The organism is Dickeya sp. NCPPB 3274 (assembly GCF_000406205.1).
Lineage (GTDB): Bacteria > Pseudomonadota > Gammaproteobacteria > Enterobacterales > Enterobacteriaceae > Dickeya > Dickeya fangzhongdai.
This window is the reverse complement of record NZ_CM001979.1, coordinates 4,473,439-4,495,302: the sequence shown is the minus strand read 5'-3', so window position 1 is coordinate 4,495,302 and position 21,864 is coordinate 4,473,439. Positions and strand designations below refer to the sequence as shown.

The 21,864-nt window shown below is 52.4% G+C and carries 36 protein-coding genes; 33 read left to right on the top strand and 3 right to left on the bottom strand.

Going from position 1 to position 21,864, the window contains the following annotated elements; all coding sequences use genetic code 11:
• Positions 1–58 precede the first annotated feature (58 nt).
• Genes pmrB through eptA form a run of 3 tightly spaced genes read right to left on the bottom strand, consistent with a single transcriptional unit; the run spans position 59 to position 3,491 of the window.
• Entirely contained in the window at positions 59–1,186 is a 1,128-nt protein-coding gene (gene pmrB, locus DXX3274_RS20100; RefSeq protein ID WP_042861322.1) for a two-component system sensor histidine kinase PmrB, read from the bottom strand.
• Positions 1,183–1,851: a two-component system response regulator PmrA gene (pmrA, locus tag DXX3274_RS20095; protein WP_013319713.1), complete on the bottom strand. Its 669-nt coding sequence runs from the start codon at positions 1,849–1,851 to the stop codon at positions 1,183–1,185. The genes pmrB and pmrA overlap by 4 nt, the downstream gene beginning before the upstream one ends.
• Positions 1,848–3,491 carry a phosphoethanolamine transferase EptA gene (gene eptA, locus DXX3274_RS20090; RefSeq protein ID WP_042861320.1) on the bottom strand — a complete coding sequence of 548 codons (1,644 nt, stop codon included), beginning with the start codon at positions 3,489–3,491 and terminating at the stop codon, positions 1,848–1,850. Before eptA ends, pmrA begins: the two co-directional genes overlap by 4 nt.
• 182 nt (positions 3,492–3,673) lie before the next feature.
• Here eptA and DXX3274_RS20085 point away from each other — a divergent pair, with 182 nt between their 5' ends.
• The 33 genes from DXX3274_RS20085 to rpmJ all read left to right on the top strand — a co-directional run bounded on the left by DXX3274_RS20085 (position 3,674) and on the right by rpmJ (position 21,816).
• Complete coding sequence (locus tag DXX3274_RS20085) at positions 3,674–4,396, top strand: transcriptional regulator (protein WP_013319711.1); 723 nt, start codon at positions 3,674–3,676, stop codon at positions 4,394–4,396.
• Positions 4,396–4,785 (top strand): sulfurtransferase complex subunit TusD, encoded by a 390-nt coding sequence (gene tusD, locus DXX3274_RS20080; RefSeq protein WP_038665046.1) that lies wholly within the window; start codon positions 4,396–4,398, stop codon positions 4,783–4,785. Before DXX3274_RS20085 ends, tusD begins: the two co-directional genes overlap by 1 nt.
• A 15-nt stretch (positions 4,786–4,800) precedes the next feature.
• Positions 4,801–5,160 carry a sulfurtransferase complex subunit TusC gene (gene tusC / locus DXX3274_RS20075; RefSeq protein ID WP_042861319.1) on the top strand — a complete coding sequence of 120 codons (360 nt, stop codon included), beginning with the start codon at positions 4,801–4,803 and terminating at the stop codon, positions 5,158–5,160.
• 11 nt (positions 5,161–5,171) lie between these two features.
• A complete protein-coding gene (gene tusB, locus DXX3274_RS20070; RefSeq protein ID WP_038665050.1) occupies positions 5,172–5,459 on the top strand; it encodes a sulfurtransferase complex subunit TusB in 288 nt (95 codons plus the stop codon).
• Between the two features lie 132 nt (positions 5,460–5,591).
• Positions 5,592–5,966, top strand: coding sequence for a 30S ribosomal protein S12 (rpsL, locus tag DXX3274_RS20065; protein ID WP_012768095.1), 375 nt, complete (start codon positions 5,592–5,594; stop codon positions 5,964–5,966).
• 96 nt (positions 5,967–6,062) lie between these two features.
• On the top strand, positions 6,063–6,533 hold the full coding sequence (gene rpsG / locus DXX3274_RS20060; protein WP_013319707.1) for a 30S ribosomal protein S7: 471 nt from the start codon (positions 6,063–6,065) through the stop codon (positions 6,531–6,533).
• 92 nt (positions 6,534–6,625) lie between these two features.
• A complete protein-coding gene (fusA, locus tag DXX3274_RS20055; protein WP_042861318.1) occupies positions 6,626–8,740 on the top strand; it encodes an elongation factor G in 2,115 nt (704 codons plus the stop codon).
• 71 nt (positions 8,741–8,811) lie between these two features.
• Positions 8,812–9,996, top strand: coding sequence for an elongation factor Tu (tuf, locus tag DXX3274_RS20050; RefSeq protein ID WP_012882957.1), 1,185 nt, complete (start codon positions 8,812–8,814; stop codon positions 9,994–9,996).
• Between the two features lie 128 nt (positions 9,997–10,124).
• Positions 10,125–10,319, top strand: a complete 195-nt coding sequence (bfd, locus tag DXX3274_RS20045) for a bacterioferritin-associated ferredoxin (protein WP_013319705.1) — start codon at positions 10,125–10,127, stop codon at positions 10,317–10,319.
• Positions 10,320–10,393: 74 nt separating this feature from the next.
• Entirely contained in the window at positions 10,394–10,867 is a 474-nt protein-coding gene (gene bfr, locus DXX3274_RS20040) for a bacterioferritin (protein WP_042861317.1), read from the top strand.
• 290 nt (positions 10,868–11,157) lie between these two features.
• Complete coding sequence (rpsJ, locus tag DXX3274_RS20035) at positions 11,158–11,469, top strand: 30S ribosomal protein S10 (RefSeq protein WP_001181005.1); 312 nt, start codon at positions 11,158–11,160, stop codon at positions 11,467–11,469.
• A gap of 32 nt (positions 11,470–11,501) precedes the next feature.
• The gene (gene rplC / locus DXX3274_RS20030) at positions 11,502–12,131 is read left to right on the top strand and encodes a 50S ribosomal protein L3 (protein ID WP_042861316.1); all 630 of its coding nucleotides are present in this window, start codon (positions 11,502–11,504) and stop codon (positions 12,129–12,131) included.
• 10 nt (positions 12,132–12,141) lie between these two features.
• Complete coding sequence (rplD, locus tag DXX3274_RS20025) at positions 12,142–12,747, top strand: 50S ribosomal protein L4 (RefSeq protein ID WP_013319702.1); 606 nt, start codon at positions 12,142–12,144, stop codon at positions 12,745–12,747.
• The gene (gene rplW, locus DXX3274_RS20020) at positions 12,744–13,046 is read left to right on the top strand and encodes a 50S ribosomal protein L23 (RefSeq protein ID WP_009111205.1); all 303 of its coding nucleotides are present in this window, start codon (positions 12,744–12,746) and stop codon (positions 13,044–13,046) included. The genes rplD and rplW overlap by 4 nt, the downstream gene beginning before the upstream one ends.
• An 18-nt stretch (positions 13,047–13,064) precedes the next feature.
• Positions 13,065–13,886, top strand: coding sequence for a 50S ribosomal protein L2 (rplB, locus tag DXX3274_RS20015; RefSeq protein ID WP_042861314.1), 822 nt, complete (start codon positions 13,065–13,067; stop codon positions 13,884–13,886).
• Positions 13,887–13,902: 16 nt separating this feature from the next.
• A complete protein-coding gene (gene rpsS / locus DXX3274_RS20010) occupies positions 13,903–14,181 on the top strand; it encodes a 30S ribosomal protein S19 (RefSeq protein ID WP_012764044.1) in 279 nt (92 codons plus the stop codon).
• A gap of 14 nt (positions 14,182–14,195) precedes the next feature.
• The gene (gene rplV / locus DXX3274_RS20005) at positions 14,196–14,528 is read left to right on the top strand and encodes a 50S ribosomal protein L22 (protein WP_033570830.1); all 333 of its coding nucleotides are present in this window, start codon (positions 14,196–14,198) and stop codon (positions 14,526–14,528) included.
• Between the two features lie 17 nt (positions 14,529–14,545).
• Complete coding sequence (rpsC, locus tag DXX3274_RS20000) at positions 14,546–15,247, top strand: 30S ribosomal protein S3 (RefSeq protein ID WP_012768105.1); 702 nt, start codon at positions 14,546–14,548, stop codon at positions 15,245–15,247.
• 13 nt (positions 15,248–15,260) lie between these two features.
• A complete protein-coding gene (gene rplP, locus DXX3274_RS19995; RefSeq protein WP_012768106.1) occupies positions 15,261–15,671 on the top strand; it encodes a 50S ribosomal protein L16 in 411 nt (136 codons plus the stop codon).
• Positions 15,671–15,862, top strand: coding sequence for a 50S ribosomal protein L29 (gene rpmC / locus DXX3274_RS19990; protein ID WP_012764048.1), 192 nt, complete (start codon positions 15,671–15,673; stop codon positions 15,860–15,862). Before rplP ends, rpmC begins: the two co-directional genes overlap by 1 nt.
• A complete protein-coding gene (gene rpsQ, locus DXX3274_RS19985) occupies positions 15,862–16,116 on the top strand; it encodes a 30S ribosomal protein S17 (protein ID WP_012768107.1) in 255 nt (84 codons plus the stop codon). Before rpmC ends, rpsQ begins: the two co-directional genes overlap by 1 nt.
• A gap of 165 nt (positions 16,117–16,281) precedes the next feature.
• The gene (rplN, locus tag DXX3274_RS19980; protein ID WP_012768108.1) at positions 16,282–16,653 is read left to right on the top strand and encodes a 50S ribosomal protein L14; all 372 of its coding nucleotides are present in this window, start codon (positions 16,282–16,284) and stop codon (positions 16,651–16,653) included.
• A 10-nt stretch (positions 16,654–16,663) separates the two neighbouring features.
• The gene (gene rplX, locus DXX3274_RS19975) at positions 16,664–16,978 is read left to right on the top strand and encodes a 50S ribosomal protein L24 (protein ID WP_038665079.1); all 315 of its coding nucleotides are present in this window, start codon (positions 16,664–16,666) and stop codon (positions 16,976–16,978) included.
• A 14-nt stretch (positions 16,979–16,992) separates the two neighbouring features.
• Positions 16,993–17,532: a 50S ribosomal protein L5 gene (rplE, locus tag DXX3274_RS19970; RefSeq protein WP_042861312.1), complete on the top strand. Its 540-nt coding sequence runs from the start codon at positions 16,993–16,995 to the stop codon at positions 17,530–17,532.
• Positions 17,533–17,545: 13 nt separating this feature from the next.
• Complete coding sequence (gene rpsN / locus DXX3274_RS19965; RefSeq protein ID WP_012768111.1) at positions 17,546–17,851, top strand: 30S ribosomal protein S14; 306 nt, start codon at positions 17,546–17,548, stop codon at positions 17,849–17,851.
• A 33-nt stretch (positions 17,852–17,884) separates the two neighbouring features.
• Complete coding sequence (rpsH, locus tag DXX3274_RS19960) at positions 17,885–18,277, top strand: 30S ribosomal protein S8 (protein WP_012768112.1); 393 nt, start codon at positions 17,885–17,887, stop codon at positions 18,275–18,277.
• A 13-nt stretch (positions 18,278–18,290) separates the two neighbouring features.
• Positions 18,291–18,824 carry a 50S ribosomal protein L6 gene (gene rplF, locus DXX3274_RS19955; protein ID WP_012886342.1) on the top strand — a complete coding sequence of 178 codons (534 nt, stop codon included), beginning with the start codon at positions 18,291–18,293 and terminating at the stop codon, positions 18,822–18,824.
• A 9-nt stretch (positions 18,825–18,833) separates the two neighbouring features.
• Positions 18,834–19,187: a 50S ribosomal protein L18 gene (gene rplR, locus DXX3274_RS19950; protein WP_012768114.1), complete on the top strand. Its 354-nt coding sequence runs from the start codon at positions 18,834–18,836 to the stop codon at positions 19,185–19,187.
• 14 nt (positions 19,188–19,201) lie between these two features.
• The gene (rpsE, locus tag DXX3274_RS19945) at positions 19,202–19,702 is read left to right on the top strand and encodes a 30S ribosomal protein S5 (RefSeq protein ID WP_042861311.1); all 501 of its coding nucleotides are present in this window, start codon (positions 19,202–19,204) and stop codon (positions 19,700–19,702) included.
• A 6-nt stretch (positions 19,703–19,708) separates the two neighbouring features.
• Entirely contained in the window at positions 19,709–19,888 is a 180-nt protein-coding gene (gene rpmD / locus DXX3274_RS19940; RefSeq protein WP_004846568.1) for a 50S ribosomal protein L30, read from the top strand.
• Positions 19,889–19,891: 3 nt separating this feature from the next.
• The gene (gene rplO / locus DXX3274_RS19935) at positions 19,892–20,326 is read left to right on the top strand and encodes a 50S ribosomal protein L15 (protein ID WP_022635104.1); all 435 of its coding nucleotides are present in this window, start codon (positions 19,892–19,894) and stop codon (positions 20,324–20,326) included.
• Positions 20,327–20,333: 7 nt separating this feature from the next.
• Positions 20,334–21,665, top strand: coding sequence for a preprotein translocase subunit SecY (gene secY / locus DXX3274_RS19930; protein ID WP_042861310.1), 1,332 nt, complete (start codon positions 20,334–20,336; stop codon positions 21,663–21,665).
• A 34-nt stretch (positions 21,666–21,699) separates the two neighbouring features.
• Complete coding sequence (gene rpmJ / locus DXX3274_RS23140; RefSeq protein ID WP_012768118.1) at positions 21,700–21,816, top strand: 50S ribosomal protein L36; 117 nt, start codon at positions 21,700–21,702, stop codon at positions 21,814–21,816.
• The last annotated feature ends 48 nt before the right edge of the window (positions 21,817–21,864 follow it).

The window sequence follows — 21,864 nt, the reverse complement described above, 5'->3', positions numbered from 1 at the left end:
GCGTATGCCCGGCAACTGCATGTTGCGGGCGAACTACGGGCGAACAGGAACGAACCGGTCAGCCGGCGCCGTCCTCGTAGCAGATGATGCCATTGCTGTGGCGCTTGAACACGACGCGGGCCTGCGTCCCGGTGCGGTCACGCCGGTTTTCCAGAAAGAACTCGCCGTGGTGCAACTGCACGATGCGGGTCACGATGCTCAACCCGAGCCCGATACCGCCGTAGCGGGTATCCATGCGTACAAACGCTTTGGTCAGTTCTCCCACCTGGGACTCGTTGATTCCCGGTCCCTCGTCCGCGACGACCAGTTCACAGCCGCCGTTGGAATAGTCGGTGATCCTGACGGTAATGGTGCTGTTTTCCGGGCTGTATCGGTAGGCGTTTTCCACCAGATTGCGCAGCAGCAACTGCAGTAGCGTAGCATTGCCCGGTACGGTTCCGGTTTGCGCGTCCGACTGCCAGTCGAGCTGCTGGTGACGTAGGGTCGCCATTTCTTCCAGCTCTTCCTGTTTTGGGGTAATCACATCGTCAACCAGAGACACTGACTCGTAGTGGCCGGCGGCGAGTTCGTTCCCGACCCGAGCCAGCAACAGCAACTGTTCGATGGTTTTAGTCAGATGGTCGACGCGTTTGATTAATGGCTGGCAGTCGATATGGTGCACTTGCTCGTGCAATTCCAGGCTTAGCCGGATGCCGGCCAGCGGGGTGCGCAACTCATGCGCGACATTCGAGGCGAAGAGCCGGTCGCGGCGCAGCGATTCGCTAAAACGCGTAAACAGCTGGTTCATGCTGGCGATGACGGCCGCGACTTCGGTGAGATTGCTTTGTTGCTGGAGCGGCTCCAGATTTTCGGCGCTCCGATTTTGCAACTCCTGCTGTAGCTCGGTAAGTGGGCGAGTAAGACGACTGATGGCCTGTGCGCATATTAATAAGGTGGCGGTAACCATGACCAGACCCGGCAGACTGAGCGCGGCTATCGCCTCATAAATCTCGAACTGGATATCATCTTCGTGTGATTGTGCGGTCAGCGCCTGATTAACCAGCAGCTGAATTTGTTCTTTGCTCTCGAACCATAACCAAAACACGCTGATAAGCTGGCAAATTAACAGGATGCAACCGAGTGTCAGAACCAGCTGTTTCCTGATGCTGGTGGTGCGATCCGCAAGGTTTCGGGGGATGAGCCTCATGTCTGGTCCCCTTTGGTCAGCAGATAGCCGAAACCGCGCAGGGTCTTAATCCGATTTTTGCCGATCTTCTGCCGCAGGTTGTGGATATGCACTTCCAGCGAATTGGAGGAGGGGTCGTCGTCCCAGCTGTAAAGGTCCTGGTGCAGCACTTCGCGGTGTACCTGTGAACCGGCCTTGAGGATCAGCCGGGACAGAATGGCGAACTCTTTGGGGGTCAGGACGATGGGTTTATCGTCCAGCATGACCTGTTGATTGTTGAGATCGAGCGTGATGTTGTCTACCCGGATCCAGCTGTCGCTGGATCCCTGATGGCGGCGGATCAGCGCGCGGACCCGCGCCTGAAATTCGCTCAGCGCAAAGGGTTTTATCATGTAATCGTCTGCGCCGACGTCCAGCCCGGTAACGCGATCGTCCACGGTGTCGCGGGCGGTCAGGATTAACACTGGTTGCTGGTAGCGGTTCCGCCGCCAGCGGTTTAGCAGGGTAAGGCCGTCTTCATCCGGCAACCCCAAATCCAGCACCACCAGGCTGTAGTGGGCGCTGGTGATCAGGGCATCCGCTTCTTTGGCGGTGGAAGCGCAATCGCAGACATACCCTTCGTTGCGCATCGCCTGCAATAATCCTTCCTGTAACAACGTATCATCTTCAACAATCAAAAGTTTCATGAAGTGCCCCGACACGGTTGAAGAATATCAAGCGGCGCCTGATATTCCGCTGTCGCAATGTTAAACATACCCAGAACGGTATGGAACAGATTGTCCTGGGAAAAACGTTGCTGACCGGCCTGCTTGCGCATGCAACTGTCGTCGATGGAAAACTGTTGCTGATAGCCGCCGGAAAGCCACATCAGCATCGGGATATGAGTTTGTTGTGTGGGCGCGACCGCGTACGGCATGCTGTGCAGGTAAATCCCGTCTTCGCCCAGTGACTCACCGTGGTCGGAAAGATAAACCAAAGCGGTGTTAAATTTATCCTGATGCTCTTTCAAGACATTAATTGCCTTATCAACAATATAGTCTACGTAGAGAATCGTATTATCGTAAGTATTGATTAATGATTCTCGCGAGCATGTCTGGATCTGATTGGTATCGCAGGTTGGGGTGAATTTTCGAAAGGCGTCGGGATAGCGCTGGTAATAGGCTGGCCCGTGGCTGCCCATCGTATGCAGTACAATGATGCCGTCGTTGTTCAACTGATTGATGTAATCTTCGACGCCGCTGAACAATGCCTCGTCATGGCATTCCCCATCAATGCACTGACCGGGCAGATTCAGCGCGGTGATATCCGTGCTCGGCACGCGATCGCAGGCGCCTTTGCAGCCGCCGTCGTTCTCCTGCCAGCGAACGTTGACGCCGGCGTGCTGCAGCACATCCAGCAATCCTTCCTGATGGGCGGCCAGTTGTTCATCGTAGCCGGCGCGCGGCATGTTGGAGAACATACAGGGAACGGAAACCCCGGTGGAGGTGCCGCAGGACGCCGTCTGACTGAAGTAGACCACATTATCGTTGGCCAGCCGCGGGTTGGTGGGTTTGCTGTAGCCGCCGAGTGAAAAGTTCTCGGCACGGGAGGTTTCCCCCACCACCAGAATCACCAGATTCTTTTTGGCATCGCCATTCGGCAGCGGCTTTTTATGCGCATCCAGCCCAATTTGCACCAGCGGTAAATTGGCTTGCGCGTGATGACGGTAATAAGAGATGTTGGCGAAAATAATATTGCTGGGGGTCAGCGATTTCACCAGCTCCTTATTATTTCGCATCAGCGAGGCGTAATCCTTATAGAAAAAGGTGGCGACCAGCAGAATAGCGACAATCGACATCAGGATGCTGAAGCAGCGGGAGCCAATCGCTATCCAGCTTAACGGCGTCGGTTTGATTTTAACCCACAGCGCGCCCAGCGCGGGAACAAGGCCCAGCAGCGTCAACCAGAGCAGGTACTGCGGCGTCACCAGCGCCATCGATTCCGCCATGTTGGTTTCGAACACGTTCTGCATCATGGTGCGGTCGATGATGATGCCGTAGTTGATCATGAAATATTGTACCGCCGCACCGCCCACCAGCAGCAGGGCGATCACGCCCTGACGCAGCCAGGAAATCGCCAGCAGGGTGAACAGGATATTCAGTACCGCGAAAATGACGACGGGCATGGTGGCCAGGAATAATCCATCCCGCCAGGTATTGATAGCGACCAGATGCGAAACCTGGCGGTAGTAGGCGATATTCTGTATCAGGGTAATGAAGGCCGCGAACACCAGATTATAGGTAAAGCTGCTCCAGACGGGGCGGGAGAGGCGAGACATTTTAAACATTGCGGATAGCCATCCATGCGGGGAAATATGATGTGTCGCACTCTAAACCGCGTAAATTAAATCAACCTTAAGACAGGTGTCGCTGGTCCGTCCATGAAATACAAAGGACGACGCAAGGGTTATTTGATAGACTGATAATCCTGTCAATACGATGATAAATGACGTTGAGGGTGGTGCCTGCCATGTCTACTTCGCTTGTTACTGGCGAATCCAATGACCTTGATTTGCTGGACCAGCGTCCGTTCACGCAGACGGATTATGAAATCCTGAAATCGTATGAAGCTGTGGTCGACGGTCTGGCAATGCTGATCGGCGATCATTGCGAGATCGTGCTGCACTCGCTGGACGACCTGAAGTGCTCGGCGGTCCGTATCGCCAATGGCGAGCACACCGGACGGAAAATCGGCTCACCCATTACCGATCTGGCGTTGCGTATGCTGCACGATATGGCAGGTGAAGACAGCAGCGTTTCCCGAGCGTATTTCACCCGCGCCAAAAGCGGCGTATTGATGAAGTCGGTAACCATCGCTATCCGCAACCGCGAACAGCGCGTGATCGGGCTTTTGTGCATCAATATGAATCTCGACGTCCCCTTCTCGCAGATCATGCAAACCTTCATGCCGCCTGAAATCAAGGAAGTGGCATCTTCCGTCAACTTTGCGTCTTCGGTGGATGAGCTGGTGGCGCAGACGCTGGAGTTCACCATCGAAGAGGTGAACGCCGATCGCAACGTCTCCAACAATGCCAAGAACCGCCAGATTGTGCTCAATCTCTATGAGAAAGGCATCTTTGATATCAAGGACGCCATCAATCAGGTAGCCGACCGGCTGAATATTTCCAAGCACACCGTCTACCTCTATATCCGTCAGTTCAAGAGCGGCGACTTCAGCGGGCACGATCGTTAATGCTGAGTTACTGCCTGCTGGTGACCGGGCCCGCCTACGGCACGCAGCAAGCCAGCAGCGCGTTTCAGTTCGCGCAGGCTTTGCTGGCGCAAGGGTATCGGCTGCAGAGCGTTTTCTTCTATCGTGAAGGGGTGTTGAACGCCAACCAGCTTACCGCGCCGGCCAGCGACGAGTTTGATCTGGTCCGGGCCTGGCGGCAACTGGCGCAGACCCATCAGGTGGAGCTCAATGTGTGCGTGGCGGCGGCGCTGCGTCGCGGCGTGACTGACGCGCAGCAGGCGGAACAGTTGCAACTGGCGGGGGCGAATCTCCAGCCGGGGTTTACCCTGAGCGGATTAGGCGAACTGTCGCAGTCGGTACTGCGCTGCGATCGCGTCGTTCAGTTTTAGCCGAAGGGAAATAAGATGAAGCGAGTTGCTTTCGTATTTACCCAGGCGCCTCATGGTTCGTCTGCTGGTCGGGAAGGGCTGGACGCCTTGCTGGCGATGTCGGCGCTGACCGAGGATATCGGGGTTTTCTTTATCGCTGACGGCGTGTTCCAGCTTCTCCCAAACCAGCGGCCGGATCTGATCCTGATGCGTAACTATATCGCCACCTTCGGAGTACTGCCGTTGTATGACGTTGAACGCTGCTATGTCTGCGAGGCATCGCTGCGTCAGCGCGGGCTCCCGGCGGAAACCTGCTGGGTGCTGGATGTGGAGCCGCTGGCGGCCGATGCGCTACGCGCTGCGCTGAACACTTACGATACCGTCCTGACCTTTTGATCGGTGACCCCATGCTGCATACTCTGGCCCACTCACCTTACCATACCGACCTGGATGCGCTGCTGCGCAACGTCGGCGATGGCGACGCCATTCTGCTGCTGCAGGACGGCGTGATTGCCGCGCTGGCTGGCGCGCCCGGCGGCGAACGTCTGTTATCCTCCGGCGCGACAGTGCATGCCCTGAAAGAGGATGTTGAGGCTCGGGGGTTGATTGCGCAAATTTCCACCACAATTGTGTTGATTGACTATACTGAATTTGTGCAATTAACTGCCCTGCATTCCCGGCAACTGGCCTGGTAATTTCGCCTTTTTGTATATTTCTTGACTCCTTACCCGGCCAGCCCTAAAATTCTGCGTCCTCATACTTTGCCTCTGTGTTGGTATGGGGTGATTTATTACGTGTTTACGAAGCAAAAACCAGGAGCTTTTTGAATGGCAACAATTAACCAGCTGGTACGCAAACCGCGCTCCCTGAAGGTTGCTAAAAGCAACGTTCCGGCGCTGGAAGCCTGCCCGCAGAAACGTGGCGTATGTACTCGTGTATATACCACCACCCCGAAAAAACCGAACTCCGCACTGCGTAAAGTATGTCGTGTTCGTTTAACTAACGGTTTTGAAGTTACCTCCTATATCGGTGGTGAAGGTCATAACCTGCAGGAACACTCCGTGATCCTGATCCGTGGCGGTCGTGTTAAAGACCTGCCAGGTGTGCGTTACCACACCGTACGCGGCGCGCTGGACTGCTCTGGTGTTAAAGACCGTAAGCAATCCCGTTCCAAATACGGCGTGAAGAAGCCCAAGGCTTAATGGTTCTCCGTTAAGTAAGGCCAAACGTTTTAACTTTAATGTCAAACTAAACTCGTAGAGTTTTGGACAATCCTGAATTAACAACGGAGTATTTCCATGCCACGTCGTCGCGTCATTGGTCAGCGTAAAATTCTGCCGGATCCGAAGTTCGGATCAGAACTGCTGGCTAAATTTGTCAATATCCTGATGGTAGATGGTAAAAAATCTACTGCAGAAGCAATCGTCTATACCGCGCTGGAGACCCTGGCTCAGCGTTCTGGTAAAGACCATCTGGAAGCCTTTGAAGCAGCACTGGACAACGTGCGCCCGACTGTCGAAGTTAAGTCGCGCCGTGTTGGTGGTTCTACTTATCAGGTTCCAGTTGAAGTTCGTCCGGTTCGTCGCAATGCTCTGGCTATGCGTTGGATCGTTGAAGCTGCTCGTAAACGCGGTGATAAATCCATGGCTTTGCGCCTGGCGAACGAACTTTCTGATGCAGCAGACAACAAAGGTACTGCTGTGAAGAAACGTGAAGACGTTCACCGTATGGCTGAAGCCAACAAGGCGTTCGCTCACTACCGCTGGTAATCCCTGCGTAGACGTTAATAACCCGGCGGGCGCTTCAAAGGCTGACCTGCCCGGGTTTACTACTTTGAACGCCCTAGGAATAGAGGAAACAAATGGCTCGTACAACACCCATTGCGCGCTATCGTAACATCGGTATCAGCGCACACATCGACGCCGGTAAGACCACTACTACTGAACGTATTCTGTTCTACACCGGTGTGAACCACAAAATCGGTGAAGTTCATGATGGCGCCGCCACCATGGACTGGATGGAGCAGGAACAGGAGCGTGGTATCACTATTACCTCCGCTGCGACCACTGCCTTCTGGTCCGGTATGGCTAAGCAGTATGAACCGCACCGTATCAACATCATCGACACCCCGGGGCACGTTGACTTCACTATCGAAGTAGAACGTTCCATGCGTGTTCTGGATGGCGCAGTCATGGTTTACTGTGCGGTAGGTGGTGTTCAGCCGCAGTCTGAAACCGTATGGCGTCAGGCAAACAAATATAAAGTTCCGCGTATCGCGTTCGTTAACAAAATGGACCGTATGGGCGCGAACTTCCTGAAAGTTGTTGACCAGATTAAAGCGCGTCTGGGTGCGAACCCGGTTCCGCTGCAGCTGGCTATCGGCGCAGAAGAAAACTTCACCGGTGTTGTTGACCTGGTGAAAATGAAAGCCATCAACTGGAACGAAGCAGACCAAGGCGTTACCTTCGTTTACGAAGATATTCCGGCCGACATGCAGGATCTGGCTGACGAATGGCATCAGAACCTGATCGAGTCTGCAGCAGAAGCGTCTGAAGAGCTGATGGAAAAATACCTGGGCGGCGAAGAGCTGACCGAGGAAGAAATCAAGAAAGCATTGCGTCAGCGTGTACTGAACAACGAAATCATTCTGGTTACCTGTGGTTCCGCGTTCAAGAACAAGGGCGTACAGGCAATGCTGGATGCCGTTATCGATTATCTGCCGGCTCCGACTGACGTACCGGCAATCAACGGTATGCTGGACGACGGTAAAGATACGCCGGCTGAGCGTCACGCTAGCGATGATGAGCCGTTCTCTGCACTGGCGTTCAAAATCGCAACCGACCCGTTTGTGGGTAACCTGACGTTCTTCCGCGTGTACTCCGGTGTGGTTAACTCCGGCGACACCGTGCTGAACTCAGTAAAATCTGAGCGTGAGCGTTTTGGTCGTATCGTTCAGATGCACGCCAACAAACGTGAAGAGATCAAAGAAGTTCGCGCGGGCGACATCGCAGCTGCGATCGGTCTGAAAGACGTGATCACCGGTGACACCCTGTGTGACCCGGAAAACCCGATCATTCTGGAGCGTATGGAATTCCCGGAACCGGTTATCTCCATCGCGGTAGAACCGAAAACCAAAGCCGACCAGGAAAAAATGGGTCTGGCTCTGGGCCGTCTGGCGAAGGAAGACCCGTCTTTCCGCGTATGGACTGACGAAGAATCCAACCAGACCATCATCGCTGGTATGGGTGAACTGCACCTCGACATCATCGTTGACCGTATGAAGCGTGAATTCAACGTGGAAGCGAATGTTGGTAAACCGCAGGTTGCTTACCGCGAAGCGATTCGCGCTAAAGTTACCGATGTTGAAGGTAAACACGCCAAGCAGTCTGGTGGTCGTGGTCAGTACGGTCATGTTGTTATCGACATGTACCCGCTGGAGCCGGGCTCGAATCCGAAAGGCTACGAGTTCGTCAACGATATCAAAGGTGGTGTGATTCCTGGCGAATACATCCCGGCCGTTGATAAAGGCATCCAGGAACAGCTGAAAGCCGGTCCGCTGGCTGGCTTCCCGGTAGTTGATCTCGGCGTGCGTCTGCACTTCGGTTCTTACCATGACGTTGACTCCTCCGAGCTGGCGTTTAAACTGGCCGCTTCTATCGCCTTTAAGGCTGCGTTCAGTAAAGCGAAACCTGTTCTGCTTGAGCCGATCATGAAGGTTGAAGTAGAAACGCCGGAAGAGAACACTGGTGACGTCATCGGTGACCTGAGCCGTCGTCGTGGTATGCTGCGTGGTCAAGAATCCAACGTTACTGGCGTTGTGATTCACGCTGAAGTTCCGCTGTCTGAAATGTTCGGATACGCAACCCAGCTGCGTTCTCTGACCAAAGGTCGTGCTTCTTACTCTATGGAGTTCCTGAAGTACGATGATGCGCCGAACAATGTTGCCCAGGCCGTTATTGAAGCCCGTGGTAAGTAATTCGGGTTTAACAACACATTGATCCCGTGCTCTCTCCGTCAGGGGAGAGCATTTGAGTAAGGAATATAGCCGTGTCTAAAGAAAAATTTGAACGTACAAAACCGCACGTTAACGTCGGTACTATCGGCCACGTTGACCATGGTAAAACCACTCTGACCGCTGCCATCACTACCGTTCTGGCGAAAACCTACGGTGGCCAGGCTCGTGCATTCGACCAGATCGATAACGCGCCGGAAGAAAAAGCGCGTGGTATCACCATCAACACCTCTCACGTTGAATACGATACCCCGACTCGTCACTACGCGCACGTTGACTGCCCGGGACACGCCGACTACGTGAAAAACATGATCACCGGTGCTGCCCAGATGGACGGCGCGATCCTGGTAGTTGCTGCGACTGACGGCCCGATGCCGCAGACTCGTGAGCACATCCTGCTGGGTCGTCAGGTAGGCGTTCCGTACATCATCGTGTTCCTGAACAAATGCGACATGGTTGATGACGAAGAGCTGCTGGAACTGGTTGAGATGGAAGTGCGCGAGCTGCTGTCTCAGTACGACTTCCCGGGCGACGACACGCCGGTTATCCGCGGTTCCGCGCTGAAAGCGCTGGAAGGCGATGCCGAGTGGGAAGCGAAAATCATCGAACTGGCCGAAGCACTGGACAGCTACATTCCGGAACCGGAGCGTGCGATTGACAAGCCGTTCCTGCTGCCGATCGAAGACGTATTCTCCATCTCCGGCCGTGGTACCGTAGTAACCGGTCGTGTAGAGCGCGGCATCATCAAAGTGGGTGAAGAAGTTGAAATCGTGGGTATCAAAGACACCACGAAAACCACCTGTACTGGTGTTGAAATGTTCCGCAAACTGCTGGACGAAGGCCGTGCGGGCGAGAACGTGGGTGTTCTGCTGCGTGGTACCAAGCGTGATGAAGTTGAGCGTGGTCAGGTTCTGGCCAAACCGGGCTCAATCAAGCCGCACACTCAGTTCGAATCTGAAGTGTATATCCTGAGCAAAGACGAAGGTGGCCGTCACACGCCGTTCTTCAAAGGCTACCGTCCGCAGTTCTACTTCCGTACAACTGACGTGACAGGCACCATCGAACTGCCGGAAGGCGTAGAAATGGTAATGCCGGGCGACAACATCAAGATGGTCGTAAACCTGATCGCGCCGATCGCGATGGACGACGGTCTGCGTTTCGCTATCCGTGAAGGCGGCCGTACTGTAGGCGCCGGCGTGGTTGCCAAAGTTATCGCTTAATTGCCGATAGCTAAAATGAAGAAAAAGGGTACTTCGGTACCCTTTTTTTATTCTCTAGAGAAGAATTGAAATACAAACTATTCTTATTTACAATGCGTGTAATTGGTTAAAAAATGAGTTATTCGCATATGTATGTCTGTCTGTGCAATGCCGTTTCCGACAAAGTCATTCGACAGGTCGTTCGTCAGCATCAGCCCCAGTCGCTGAAGCAATTGAAGCAATTTGTGCCGGTTGGGACGGAGTGTGGTAAATGCATCCGTCAGGCCAGGTTGATCCTGGAAGAAGAAACAGCAAAAAATGCGGAATTGTATAAAGTCGCATAAGTGATAAGGGCATTCTTTTGACTCTGTGTTGGCCGCTTCTACACTTTTTAGTACTGGAGCGGAGGAGCAGAGTCATGAAAGGCGATAAGAAAGTCATTGCACATCTGAACAAACTGTTGGGTAACGAACTGGTTGCAATCAACCAGTATTTCCTTCATGCCCGCATGTTCAAAAACTGGGGACTCAAACGTCTTAACGATCATGAGTATCATGAGTCGATTGACGAAATGAAACACGCGGATCGTTATATCGAGCGTATCCTTTTTCTGGAAGGTGTCCCTAATCTGCAGGATCTTGGCAAACTCAATATCGGCGAAGACATCGAAGAGATGCTGCGTTCAGACCTGGCGCTGGAACTTGAAGGCGCAAGGGATTTACGCGAGGCTATCTCCTATGCCGACTCGGTGAGGGATTATGTCAGTCGTGATCTGATGATTGAGGTGCTCGCTGATGAAGAAGAGCACATTGACTGGCTGGAAACCGAACTGGAGCTGATTGCGCGTCTGGGTATCCAAAACTACCTGCAAACGCAATTGAAAGAAGAGTGATTTTCCCCCACCCGACATTCGCTGCGATACGACCGTTGTCCAGTCGTTAGCTGGTGAATAAAGCATCACCTCGAACTTTCGATTGCTTCCTGAGCAAATTTACGTATAATGCGCGGGCTTACCTGAGATGGTAAGCCCGATTCGTATGAATCTGAGGCAGGTACCTGATACCCGCCGAACAATACTCCCGATATGGGGGTTATGTACTGGACGATTACACTCCCCCATCAATCGTAATGGGTGTGAGGAGTAATTATTTCCGTTTATAAAATAATTGGAGCTCTGGTCTCATGCAGAACCAAAGAATCCGTATCCGCCTGAAAGCGTTTGATCATCGTCTGATCGATCAATCAACCGCGGAAATCGTCGAGACTGCCAAGCGCACTGGTGCGCAGGTCCGTGGTCCGATCCCGCTGCCGACCCGCAAAGAGCGCTTTACCGTTCTGATCTCCCCGCACGTTAACAAAGACGCGCGCGATCAGTACGAAATCCGCACTCACAAGCGTCTGGTTGACATCGTTGAGCCAACCGAGAAAACCGTTGATGCTCTGATGCGTCTGGATCTGGCTGCCGGTGTAGACGTGCAGATCAGCCTGGGTTAATCAGGTCATTGAGCGATTGAGAGGTTGAAACAATGATTGGTTTAGTCGGTAAAAAAGTGGGAATGACCCGCATCTTCACTGAAGACGGCGTTTCTATCCCCGTAACCGTAATCGAAATTGAAGCAAACCGCGTGACTCAGGTGAAAAACCTGGAGAACGACGGATACAGTGCTGTCCAGGTCACCACCGGCGCTAAAAAAGCTAACCGTGTAACCAAACCGGAAGCAGGTCACTTCGCTAAGGCTGGCGTAGAAGCTGGTCGCGTTCTGCGTGAATTCCGTCTGGCTGACGGTGAAGAATTCGCTGTAGGACAGGACATTAGCGTTGAAATTTTCGCTGACGTTAAGAAAGTAGACGTTACCGGTACTTCTAAAGGTAAAGGCTTCGCCGGTACCGTTAAGCGCTGGAACTTCCGCACTCAGGACGCTACCCACGGTAACTCCTTGTCTCACCGTGTTCCGGGTTCTATCGGTCAGAACCAGACTCCGGGCAAAGTGTTTAAAGGCAAGAAAATGGCAGGCCAGCTGGGTAATGAGCGCGTAACCGTTCAGAGCCTGGACGTAGTACGTGTTGACGCTGAGCGCAACCTGCTGCTGGTTAAAGGTGCGGTCCCGGGTGCAACCGGTAGCGACCTGATCGTTAAACCGGCTGTGAAGGCGTGAGGAGATAGCAATGGAATTAGTATTGAAAGACGCGCAAAGCGCGCTGACTGTTTCCGAAACTACCTTCGGTCGTGATTTCAACGAAGCGCTGGTTCACCAGGTTGTTGTTGCTTATGCAGCAGGTGCCCGTCAAGGTACTCGCGCTCAGAAGACCCGTGCTGAAGTAACTGGTTCCGGTAAAAAACCGTGGCGTCAGAAAGGCACCGGCCGTGCGCGTTCTGGTTCTATCAAGAGCCCGATCTGGCGTTCCGGTGGCGTGACCTTCGCGGCCAAGCCTCAGGATCACAGCCAGAAAGTAAACAAAAAGATGTACCGCGGCGCGCTGAAAAGCATCCTGTCCGAACTGGTACGTCAGGATCGTCTGATCGTTGTCGAGAAGTTCTCTGTTGAAGCACCGAAAACCAAGCTGCTGGCTCAGAAACTGAAAGAACTGGCGCTGGATGACGTGCTGATCATCACTGGTGAACTGGATGAGAACCTGTTCCTGGCCGCCCGTAACCTGTTCAAGGTTGACGTGCGTGACGTGGCAGGCATCGACCCGGTAAGCCTGATCGCCTTCGACAAAGTGGTTATGACTGCTGATGCTGTTAAGCAAGTTGAGGAGATGCTGGCATGATTCGTGAAGAACGTCTGCTGAAGGTGCTGCGTGCACCGCACGTTTCTGAAAAAGCGTCTACTGCGATGGAAAAAAATAACACCATCGTGCTCAAAGTTGCTAAAGACGCGACTAAAGCAGAAATCAAAGCTGCAGTACAGAAACTGTTTGAAGTCGAAGTCAATGACGTCCGCACCCTGGTTGTTAAAGGGAAAGTAAAACGTCACGGACAGCGTATCGGTCGTCGTAGCGACTGGAAAAAAGCTTACGTCACCCTGAAAGAAGGCCAGAATCTGGACTTCATCGGCGGCGCAGAGTAAGTCGGAGGAGTAAAAACAATGGCAGTTGTTAAGTGTAAACCGACATCTCCGGGTCGTCGCCACGTTGTTAAAGTGGTTAACCCTGAGCTGCACAAGGGCAAACCGTATGCCCCGTTGCTGGAAAAAAACAGCAAAAGCGGTGGCCGTAACAACAATGGCCGTATCACCACTCGTCACATCGGTGGTGGTCACAAACAGCAGTACCGTATTGTTGACTTCAAACGTAACAAAGACGGTATTCCGGCTGTGGTCGAGCGTCTGGAGTACGATCCGAACCGTTCCGCGAACATCGCGCTGGTTCTGTACAAAGACGGCGAACGCCGTTATATCCTGGCGCCGAAAGGCCTGAAAGCAGGTGACCAGATTCAGTCTGGTGTTGATGCTGCAATCAAAACCGGTAACACCCTGCCGATGCGTAACATCCCGGTGGGTTCAACGGTTCACAACGTAGAAATGAAACCGGGTAAAGGCGGCCAGCTGGCTCGCTCCGCCGGTGCCTACGTTCAGATCGTTGCCCGTGAAGGTGCTTACGTTACCCTGCGTCTGCGTTCCGGCGAAATGCGTAAAGTCGAATCCGACTGCCGCGCAACGCTGGGCGAAGTCGGCAACGCCGAGCACATGCTGCGCGTTCTGGGTAAAGCTGGTGCTGCTCGCTGGCGTGGCGTTCGTCCGACCGTTCGCGGTACGGCGATGAACCCGGTTGACCACCCGCACGGTGGTGGTGAAGGTCGTAACTTTGGTAAGCACCCGGTTACTCCGTGGGGCATTCAGACCAAAGGTAAGAAGACCCGCAGCAACAAACGTACTGATAAATTTATCGTACGCCGCCGTACTAAATAATTTTAGAGGATAAACCATGCCACGTTCTCTCAAGAAAGGTCCATTTATCGACCTGCACTTGCTGAAGAAGGTAGAGAAAGCGGTGGAAAGCGGTGACAAGAAGCCCCTGCGCACCTGGTCCCGTCGCTCAACGATCTTTCCAAACATGATCGGTTTGACCATCGCTGTCCATAATGGTCGTCAGCACGTTCCGGTATTCATCTCTGACGAGATGGTCGGACACAAGCTGGGTGAATTCGCGCCGACTCGTACTTACCGCGGCCACGCGGCTGATAAAAAAGCCAAGAAGAAATAAGGTAGGAGGAAGAGATGGAAACTATCGCTAAACATCTTCATGCTCGTTCTTCTGCTCAAAAGGTTCGCCTGGTGGCTGACCTGATTCGCGGTAAGAAAGTGTCGCAAGCTCTGGATATTCTGACCTACACCAACAAGAAAGCTGCTGGTCTGGTCAAAAAAGTACTGGAGTCTGCCATTGCTAACGCAGAACACAACGATGGCGCTGACATTGACGATCTGAAAGTTGCGAAAATCTTCGTAGACGAAGGCCCGAGCATGAAACGCATTATGCCGCGTGCTAAAGGTCGTGCGGATCGCATCCTGAAGCGTACCAGCCACATTACTGTGGTTGTGTCCGATCGCTGAGACTCTGGAGACTAGCAATGGGTCAGAAAGTACATCCTAATGGTATTCGCCTGGGTATTGTCAAAACTTGGAACTCTACCTGGTATGCAAATACCAAAGAATTCGCTGACAACCTGGACAGCGATTTTAAAGTTCGCCAGTACCTGAACAAGGAACTGGAGAAAGCCTCCGTTTCTCGCATCGTTATCGAGCGTCCGGCTAAAAGCATTCGTGTGACCATTCACACTGCTCGCCCGGGCATCGTTATCGGCAAGAAAGGTGAAGACGTTGAAAAACTGCGTAAGGGCGTAGCGGATATCGCTGGCGTACCGGCGCAGATCAACATCGCTGAAGTTCGTAAGCCTGAACTGGACGCAAAATTGGTTGCCGACAGCATCACTTCTCAGCTGGAGCGTCGTGTGATGTTCCGCCGCGCGATGAAGCGTGCTGTTCAGAACGCCATGCGTCTGGGCGCTAAAGGTATCAAAGTTGAAGTCAGCGGTCGTCTGGGCGGCGCTGAAATCGCACGTACCGAATGGTACCGCGAAGGTCGTGTTCCGCTGCACACGCTGCGTGCTGACATTGACTACAACACCTCCGAAGCGCACACCACTTACGGTGTCATCGGTGTGAAAGTGTGGATCTTCAAAGGTGAGATCCTGGGTGGTATGGCTGCCGTTGAACAACCGGAAAAACCGGCTGCTCAACCGAAAAAGCAGCAGCGTAAAGGCCGCAAGTAAGGAGAGTCGCTGAATGTTACAACCAAAGCGTACAAAATTCCGTAAAGTGCACAAAGGCCGCAACCGTGGTCTGGCTGCTGGTACGGATGTGAGCTTCGGCACTTTCGGTCTGAAAGCTGTTGGCCGCGGTCGCCTGACTGCTCGTCAAATCGAAGCTGCTCGTCGTGCTATGACTCGTGCTGTTAAGCGTCAAGGTAAGATCTGGATCCGTGTATTCCCGGACAAACCGATCACCGAGAAACCGCTTGAAGTGCGTATGGGTAAAGGTAAAGGTAACGTGGAGTATTGGGTTGCCTTGATTCAGCCAGGTAAAGTCCTGTACGAAATGGACGGGGTGCCGGAAGAGTTAGCCCGTGAGGCATTCGAACTGGCAGCAGCGAAACTGCCGATCAAAACCACCTTTGTAACTAAGACGGTGATGTAATGAAAGCAAAAGAGCTGCGTGAAAAGAGCGTTGAAGAGCTGAATACCGAACTGCTCGGACTGCTGCGTGAACAGTTCAATCTGCGCATGCAGGCTGCCAGCGGTCAGCTGCAACAAACTCACCTGTTGAAGCAAGTGCGTCGTAATGTCGCACGCGTTAAGACTTTACTGACTGAGAAGGCGGGTGCGTAATGACCGATAAAATCCGTACTCTGCAAGGTCGTGTCGTTAGTGACAAAATGCAGAAATCTGCTGTTGTCGCTATTGAGCGTTTCGTGAAACACCCGATCTACGGTAAATTCATCAAACGCACGACCAAGCTGCACGTGCATGACGAGAACAACGAATGTGGAATTGGCGACGTGGTTGAAATCCGCGAATGCCGTCCGCTGTCCAAGACCAAATCCTGGACCTTGGTTCGCGTTGTAGAGAAAGCGATTCTGTAATAGAGTATTGCTCTTCTCTTGATAATAAACGGCTCTGTAAAGGGCCGTTTATTTTTTCTACCCACAGTCGATAAGTGGTGTTATAATGCTGCGCCCTCGATTCTGGGGTATTAATGACCCGCAAGGGTTCGAAAAGTAGTAGTTGACATTAGCGGAGCACTAAACATGATCCAAGAACAGACTATGCTGAATGTGGCCGATAACTCCGGTGCACGTCGCGTAATGTGTATCAAGGTTCTGGGTGGCTCGCACCGTCGCTACGCAGGCGTCGGCGACATCATCAAAATTACCATTAAGGAAGCAATTCCCCGCGGTAAGGTGAAAAAAGGCGATGTACTGAAGGCGGTAGTGGTGCGCACCAAGAAGGGTGTTCGTCGCCCTGACGGTTCTGTCGTTCGCTTCGATGGTAATGCATGCGTTATTCTGAACAATAACAGCGAGCAACCTATCGGTACGCGTATTTTTGGGCCGGTAACTCGTGAACTGCGTACTGAAAAGTTCATGAAAATTATCTCTCTGGCACCAGAAGTACTCTAAGGAGCGAATCATGGCAGCGAAAATCCGTCGTGATGACGAAGTTATCGTGCTGACCGGCAAAGATAAAGGTAAGCGCGGTAAAGTTAAGAACGTCCTGACTTCTGGTAAGGTCGTTGTTGAAGGTATCAACCTGGTTAAAAAACATCAGAAGCCGGTTCCGGCGCTGAATCAACCAGGCGGAATCGTTGAAAAAGAAGCTGCTATCCAGGTTTCTAACGTTGCAATCTTCAATGCGGCCACCGGCAAGGCGGATCGTGTAGGCTTTAGATTCGAAGACGGCAAAAAAGTCCGTTTCTTCAAGTCTAACAGCGAAATTATCAAGTAATTTGGAGTAGTACGATGGCGAAACTGCATGATTACTACAAAGACGAAGTGGTTAGCAAACTGATGACTCAGTTCAGCTACAATTCTGTCATGCAAGTCCCTCGGGTCGAGAAGATCACCCTGAACATGGGTGTTGGTGAAGCGATCGCTGACAAGAAGCTGCTGGATAACGCCGCAGCTGATCTGACAGCTATCTCCGGTCAAAAACCGTTGATCACCAAAGCACGCAAATCTGTTGCAGGCTTCAAAATCCGCCAGGGCTATCCGATCGGCTGTAAAGTAACTCTGCGTGGCGAACGCATGTGGGAGTTCTTTGAGCGTCTGATTACCATTGCTGTACCGCGTATCCGCGACTTCCGCGGTCTGTCTTCGAAATCATTCGATGGACGTGGTAACTACAGCATGGGTGTGCGTGAGCAGATCATCTTCCCGGAAATCGACTATGACAAGGTCGATCGCGTTCGTGGTTTGGACATTACCATTACCACCACTGCGAAAACCGATGATGAAGGCCGTGCGCTGTTGGCCGCCTTTAACTTCCCGTTCCGCAAGTAAGGTAGGGTTACTAATGGCTAAGCAATCCATGAAAGCACGCGAAGTTAAACGCGTGAAATTAGCTGATAAATTCTTCGCCAAGCGCGTTGAGCTGAAAGCTATCATCTCCAATGTGAACTCATCCGACGAAGATCGTTGGGATGCTGTTCTCAAGCTGCAGACTCTGCCGCGTGATTCCAGCCCGTCCCGTCAGCGTAACCGCTGCCGCCAGACAGGTCGTCCGCACGCTTTCCTGCGGAAGTTCGGGTTGAGCCGTATCAAGGTCCGTGAAGCCGCCATGCGCGGTGAAATTCCGGGTCTGAAAAAGGCTAGCTGGTAATTGTCACCAATTGAATCACGGGAGTAAAGACAGATGAGCATGCAAGATCCGATCGCGGATATGCTGACCCGTATCCGTAACGGTCAAGCCGCGAACAAAGTTGCGGTCACCATGCCTTCCTCCAAGCTGAAAGTGGCAATTGCCAACGTGCTGAAGGAAGAAGGTTTTATTGAAGATTTTAAAGTTGAAGGCGACACCAAGCCTGAACTGGAACTGACTCTTAAGTATTTCCAGGGTAAGGCAGTGGTAGAGAGCATTCAGCGTATCAGCCGTCCTGGTCTGCGCATCTATAAACGCAAAGATGAGCTGCCGAAAGTTATGGCCGGTTTAGGTATCGCAGTTGTTTCTACCTCTAAAGGTGTGATGACTGATCGTGCAGCTCGCCAGGCTGGTCTTGGTGGCGAGATTATCTGCTACGTAGCTTAATCGGGAGGGAAGAATGTCTCGTGTTGCAAAAGCACCCGTCGTCATTCCTGCCGGCGTAGAGGTAAAACTCAACGGTCAGGATATTTCGATCAAGGGTAAAAACGGCGAGTTGGTTCGTGAGATCAATGCCGCTGTCGAAGTTAAACAAGCTGATAACGTGCTGACTTTCGCCCCGCGCGAAGGTTTTGCCGATGGCTGGGCTCAGGCCGGGACTACTCGCGCTCTGTTGAACAGCATGGTTATCGGTGTTACCGAAGGCTTCACCAAAAAGCTGCAATTGGTAGGTGTAGGTTATCGTGCAGCCGTGAAAGGTAATGTGGTGAATTTGGCCCTGGGCTTCTCTCACCCGATCGATCACGAACTGCCTGCAGGCATTACTGCTGAATGTCCGTCTCAGACTGAAATCGTACTGAAAGGTGCGGATAAACAGCTGATCGGTCAGGTAGCGGCTGACCTGCGTGCTTACCGTCGTCCTGAGCCTTACAAAGGCAAAGGTGTCCGTTACGCCGATGAAGTCGTGCGTACCAAAGAGGCTAAGAAGAAGTAAGGTAACACTATGGATAAGAAATCAGCTCGTATCCGTCGTGCAACCCGCGCACGTCGCAAAATCCGTGAATTGGGTGCGACTCGTCTGGTGGTACATCGTACCCCCCGCCATATTTATGCGCAGGTTATCGCACCGAACGGTTCTGAAGTCCTGGTAGCCGCTTCTACTGTAGAAAAAGCTATCGCTGAGCAACTGAAGTATACCGGTAACAAAGACGCGGCCGCAGCTGTTGGTAAAGCTGTTGCTGAACGCGCTCTGGAAAAAGGCATCAAGGGTGTGGCCTTTGACCGTTCCGGGTTCCAATATCATGGTCGAGTCCAGGCACTGGCAGATGCTGCCCGTGAAGCTGGCCTTCAGTTCTAAGGTAGAGGTGTAAGATGGCTCACATCGAAAAACAAGCTGGCGAACTGCAGGAAAAGCTGATCGCGGTAAATCGCGTATCTAAAACCGTTAAGGGTGGTCGTATTTTCTCCTTCACAGCACTGACTGTGGTAGGTGATGGTAACGGTCGCGTAGGTTTTGGTTACGGTAAAGCTCGCGAAGTTCCGGCAGCGATCCAGAAAGCGATGGAAAAAGCCCGTCGCAATATGATGAATGTCGCGCTGGACAACGGCACTCTGCAGCACCCGGTAAAAGGTGCTCACACGGGTTCTCGTGTGTTCATGCAGCCAGCTTCCGAAGGTACCGGTATCATCGCCGGTGGTGCAATGCGCGCCGTTCTGGAAGTTGCTGGGGTTCACAACGTATTGGCTAAAGCCTATGGTTCCACTAACCCGATCAACGTGGTTCGTGCAACTATCGATGGCTTGGCCAACATGAAGTCCCCAGAAATGGTCGCTGCCAAGCGTGGTAAATCCGTTGAAGACATTCTGGGGTAATTGACCATGGCAAAGACTATTAAAATTACTCAAACCCGTAGTGCAATCGGTCGTCTGCCGAAACACAAGGCAACGCTGCTTGGCCTGGGTCTGCGTCGTATTGGTCATACCGTTGAGCGTGAAGACACGCCGGCAGTTCGCGGTATGGTCAACGCGGTTTCCTATATGGTTAAAGTGGAGGAGTAACAGATGCGTTTGAATACTCTGTCTCCGGCCGAAGGCGCCAAACACGCGCCGAAGCGCGTAGGTCGCGGTATCGGTTCCGGCCTAGGTAAGACTGGTGGTCGCGGCGTCAAAGGTCAGAACTCTCGTTCTGGCGGTGGTGTACGTCGTGGTTTCGAAGGCGGTCAAATGCCTTTGTACCGTCGTCTGCCGAAGTTCGGCTTCACTTCCCGCAAAGCTATGGTAACAGCGGAAATCCGTCTGTCTGACCTGGCTCGCGTGGAAGGCGATGTTGTTGATCTGAATACGCTGAAAGCTGCTAACGTCATCGGCGTTCAGATTGAATTCGCGAAAGTGATTCTGTCTGGCGAAGTTGCACGTCCGGTAACGATTCGTGGTCTGCGCGTCACTAAAGGCGCTCGTGCTGCTATCGAAGCTGCTGGCGGCAAAATTGAGGAATAAGTAGCAGATGGCTAAACAACCAGGATTAGATTTTCAAAGTGCTAAAGGCGGAGTTGGCGAACTGAAACGCAGACTATTGTTTGTTATCGGTGCGTTGATTGTTTTCCGTATTGGCTCTTTTATTCCGATCCCTGGTATTGATGCCACTGTGCTTGCCAAATTGCTCGAACAACAGCGTGGCACCATCATTGAAATGTTTAACATGTTCTCTGGTGGTGCTCTCAGCCGTGCTTCAATTTTCGCTCTGGGGATCATGCCGTATATTTCGGCATCCATCATCATTCAGTTGTTGACGGTGGTTCACCCGACTCTGGCGGAAATTAAGAAGGAAGGGGAGGCTGGCCGACGTAAAATCAGTCAGTACACCCGTTACGGCACCTTGGTGTTGGCAATATTTCAGTCAATCGGTATTGCTACCGGTTTGCCGAATATGCCTGGAATGCAAGGTCTAGTGATGACTCCGGGCTTTGCGTTTTATTTCACCGCTGTTGTCAGTCTGGTTACCGGGACAATGTTCCTGATGTGGCTGGGCGAGCAGATTACTGAACGGGGTATCGGTAACGGTATCTCGATTATAATCTTTGCCGGTATTGTTGCGGGATTACCGCCGGCCATTGGCCATACTATCGAGCAAGCGCGGCAAGGCGATCTGCACTTCCTCCTGTTGCTGTTGGTTGCAGTGCTGGTATTCGCAGTAACGTTTTTTGTGGTGTTTATTGAGCGTGGTCAACGTCGTATCGTTGTTAACTACGCTAAACGTCAGCAAGGACGTCGCGTATACGCAGCACAGAGTACGCATTTACCGCTGAAAGTGAATATGGCAGGGGTTATCCCGGCTATCTTTGCCTCCAGCATTATCCTGTTCCCTGCAACCATTGCATCTTGGTTCGGGGGCGGTACTGGTTGGAACTGGCTGACAACTATTTCGCTGTACCTGCAGCCTGGGCAACCGCTTTATGTGTTACTCTATGCATCTGCAATCATCTTCTTCTGTTTCTTCTATACTGCGTTGGTGTTCAACCCGCGTGAAACAGCAGATAACCTGAAGAAGTCCGGTGCATTCGTGCCAGGAATTCGTCCGGGAGAGCAAACGGCGAAGTATATTGATAAAGTGATGACTCGCCTGACTCTGGTCGGTGCGATGTACATTACTTTTATCTGCCTCATCCCGGAGTTCATGCGTGACGCAATGAAAGTGCCGTTCTACTTTGGTGGTACGTCATTACTGATCGTTGTTGTTGTGATCATGGACTTTATGGCTCAAGTGCAAACCTTGCTGATGTCAAGTCAGTACGAGTCTGCATTGAAGAAGGCAAACCTGAAAGGCTATAGCCGCTAATTGGGTTTAGCTTGAGAAGTTACGGAGAGTAAAAATGAAAGTTCGTGCTTCCGTCAAGAAATTATGTCGTAACTGTAAGATCGTTAAGCGTAACGGCATCGTTCGCGTCATCTGCAGCGCCGAACCGAAGCATAAACAGCGCCAAGGCTGATTATCTCGCATATTTTTCTTGCAAAGTTGGATTGAGCTGGCTAGATTA

What these genes read in the sequence shown, in the direction of transcription:
- pmrB (WP_042861322.1), bottom strand. Translation starts at nt 1,186, where the DNA reads ATGAGGCTCATCCCCCGAAACCTTGCGGATCGCACCACCAGCATCAGG.
- pmrA (WP_013319713.1), bottom strand. Translation starts at nt 1,851, where the DNA reads ATGAAACTTTTGATTGTTGAAGATGATACGTTGTTACAGGAAGGATTA.
- eptA (WP_042861320.1), bottom strand. Translation starts at nt 3,491, where the DNA reads ATGTTTAAAATGTCTCGCCTCTCCCGCCCCGTCTGGAGCAGCTTTACC.
- DXX3274_RS20085 (WP_013319711.1), top strand. Translation starts at nt 3,674, where the DNA reads ATGTCTACTTCGCTTGTTACTGGCGAATCCAATGACCTTGATTTGCTG.
- tusD (WP_038665046.1), top strand. Translation starts at nt 4,396, where the DNA reads ATGCTGAGTTACTGCCTGCTGGTGACCGGGCCCGCCTACGGCACGCAG.
- tusC (WP_042861319.1), top strand. Translation starts at nt 4,801, where the DNA reads ATGAAGCGAGTTGCTTTCGTATTTACCCAGGCGCCTCATGGTTCGTCT.
- tusB (WP_038665050.1), top strand. Translation starts at nt 5,172, where the DNA reads ATGCTGCATACTCTGGCCCACTCACCTTACCATACCGACCTGGATGCG.
- rpsL (WP_012768095.1), top strand. Translation starts at nt 5,592, where the DNA reads ATGGCAACAATTAACCAGCTGGTACGCAAACCGCGCTCCCTGAAGGTT.
- rpsG (WP_013319707.1), top strand. Translation starts at nt 6,063, where the DNA reads ATGCCACGTCGTCGCGTCATTGGTCAGCGTAAAATTCTGCCGGATCCG.
- fusA (WP_042861318.1), top strand. Translation starts at nt 6,626, where the DNA reads ATGGCTCGTACAACACCCATTGCGCGCTATCGTAACATCGGTATCAGC.
- bfd (WP_013319705.1), top strand. Translation starts at nt 10,125, where the DNA reads ATGTATGTCTGTCTGTGCAATGCCGTTTCCGACAAAGTCATTCGACAG.
- bfr (WP_042861317.1), top strand. Translation starts at nt 10,394, where the DNA reads ATGAAAGGCGATAAGAAAGTCATTGCACATCTGAACAAACTGTTGGGT.
- rpsJ (WP_001181005.1), top strand. Translation starts at nt 11,158, where the DNA reads ATGCAGAACCAAAGAATCCGTATCCGCCTGAAAGCGTTTGATCATCGT.
- rplC (WP_042861316.1), top strand. Translation starts at nt 11,502, where the DNA reads ATGATTGGTTTAGTCGGTAAAAAAGTGGGAATGACCCGCATCTTCACT.
- rplD (WP_013319702.1), top strand. Translation starts at nt 12,142, where the DNA reads ATGGAATTAGTATTGAAAGACGCGCAAAGCGCGCTGACTGTTTCCGAA.
- rplW (WP_009111205.1), top strand. Translation starts at nt 12,744, where the DNA reads ATGATTCGTGAAGAACGTCTGCTGAAGGTGCTGCGTGCACCGCACGTT.
- rplB (WP_042861314.1), top strand. Translation starts at nt 13,065, where the DNA reads ATGGCAGTTGTTAAGTGTAAACCGACATCTCCGGGTCGTCGCCACGTT.
- rpsS (WP_012764044.1), top strand. Translation starts at nt 13,903, where the DNA reads ATGCCACGTTCTCTCAAGAAAGGTCCATTTATCGACCTGCACTTGCTG.
- rplV (WP_033570830.1), top strand. Translation starts at nt 14,196, where the DNA reads ATGGAAACTATCGCTAAACATCTTCATGCTCGTTCTTCTGCTCAAAAG.
- rpsC (WP_012768105.1), top strand. Translation starts at nt 14,546, where the DNA reads ATGGGTCAGAAAGTACATCCTAATGGTATTCGCCTGGGTATTGTCAAA.
- rplP (WP_012768106.1), top strand. Translation starts at nt 15,261, where the DNA reads ATGTTACAACCAAAGCGTACAAAATTCCGTAAAGTGCACAAAGGCCGC.
- rpmC (WP_012764048.1), top strand. Translation starts at nt 15,671, where the DNA reads ATGAAAGCAAAAGAGCTGCGTGAAAAGAGCGTTGAAGAGCTGAATACC.
- rpsQ (WP_012768107.1), top strand. Translation starts at nt 15,862, where the DNA reads ATGACCGATAAAATCCGTACTCTGCAAGGTCGTGTCGTTAGTGACAAA.
- rplN (WP_012768108.1), top strand. Translation starts at nt 16,282, where the DNA reads ATGATCCAAGAACAGACTATGCTGAATGTGGCCGATAACTCCGGTGCA.
- rplX (WP_038665079.1), top strand. Translation starts at nt 16,664, where the DNA reads ATGGCAGCGAAAATCCGTCGTGATGACGAAGTTATCGTGCTGACCGGC.
- rplE (WP_042861312.1), top strand. Translation starts at nt 16,993, where the DNA reads ATGGCGAAACTGCATGATTACTACAAAGACGAAGTGGTTAGCAAACTG.
- rpsN (WP_012768111.1), top strand. Translation starts at nt 17,546, where the DNA reads ATGGCTAAGCAATCCATGAAAGCACGCGAAGTTAAACGCGTGAAATTA.
- rpsH (WP_012768112.1), top strand. Translation starts at nt 17,885, where the DNA reads ATGAGCATGCAAGATCCGATCGCGGATATGCTGACCCGTATCCGTAAC.
- rplF (WP_012886342.1), top strand. Translation starts at nt 18,291, where the DNA reads ATGTCTCGTGTTGCAAAAGCACCCGTCGTCATTCCTGCCGGCGTAGAG.
- rplR (WP_012768114.1), top strand. Translation starts at nt 18,834, where the DNA reads ATGGATAAGAAATCAGCTCGTATCCGTCGTGCAACCCGCGCACGTCGC.
- rpsE (WP_042861311.1), top strand. Translation starts at nt 19,202, where the DNA reads ATGGCTCACATCGAAAAACAAGCTGGCGAACTGCAGGAAAAGCTGATC.
- rpmD (WP_004846568.1), top strand. Translation starts at nt 19,709, where the DNA reads ATGGCAAAGACTATTAAAATTACTCAAACCCGTAGTGCAATCGGTCGT.
- rplO (WP_022635104.1), top strand. Translation starts at nt 19,892, where the DNA reads ATGCGTTTGAATACTCTGTCTCCGGCCGAAGGCGCCAAACACGCGCCG.
- secY (WP_042861310.1), top strand. Translation starts at nt 20,334, where the DNA reads ATGGCTAAACAACCAGGATTAGATTTTCAAAGTGCTAAAGGCGGAGTT.
- rpmJ (WP_012768118.1), top strand. Translation starts at nt 21,700, where the DNA reads ATGAAAGTTCGTGCTTCCGTCAAGAAATTATGTCGTAACTGTAAGATC.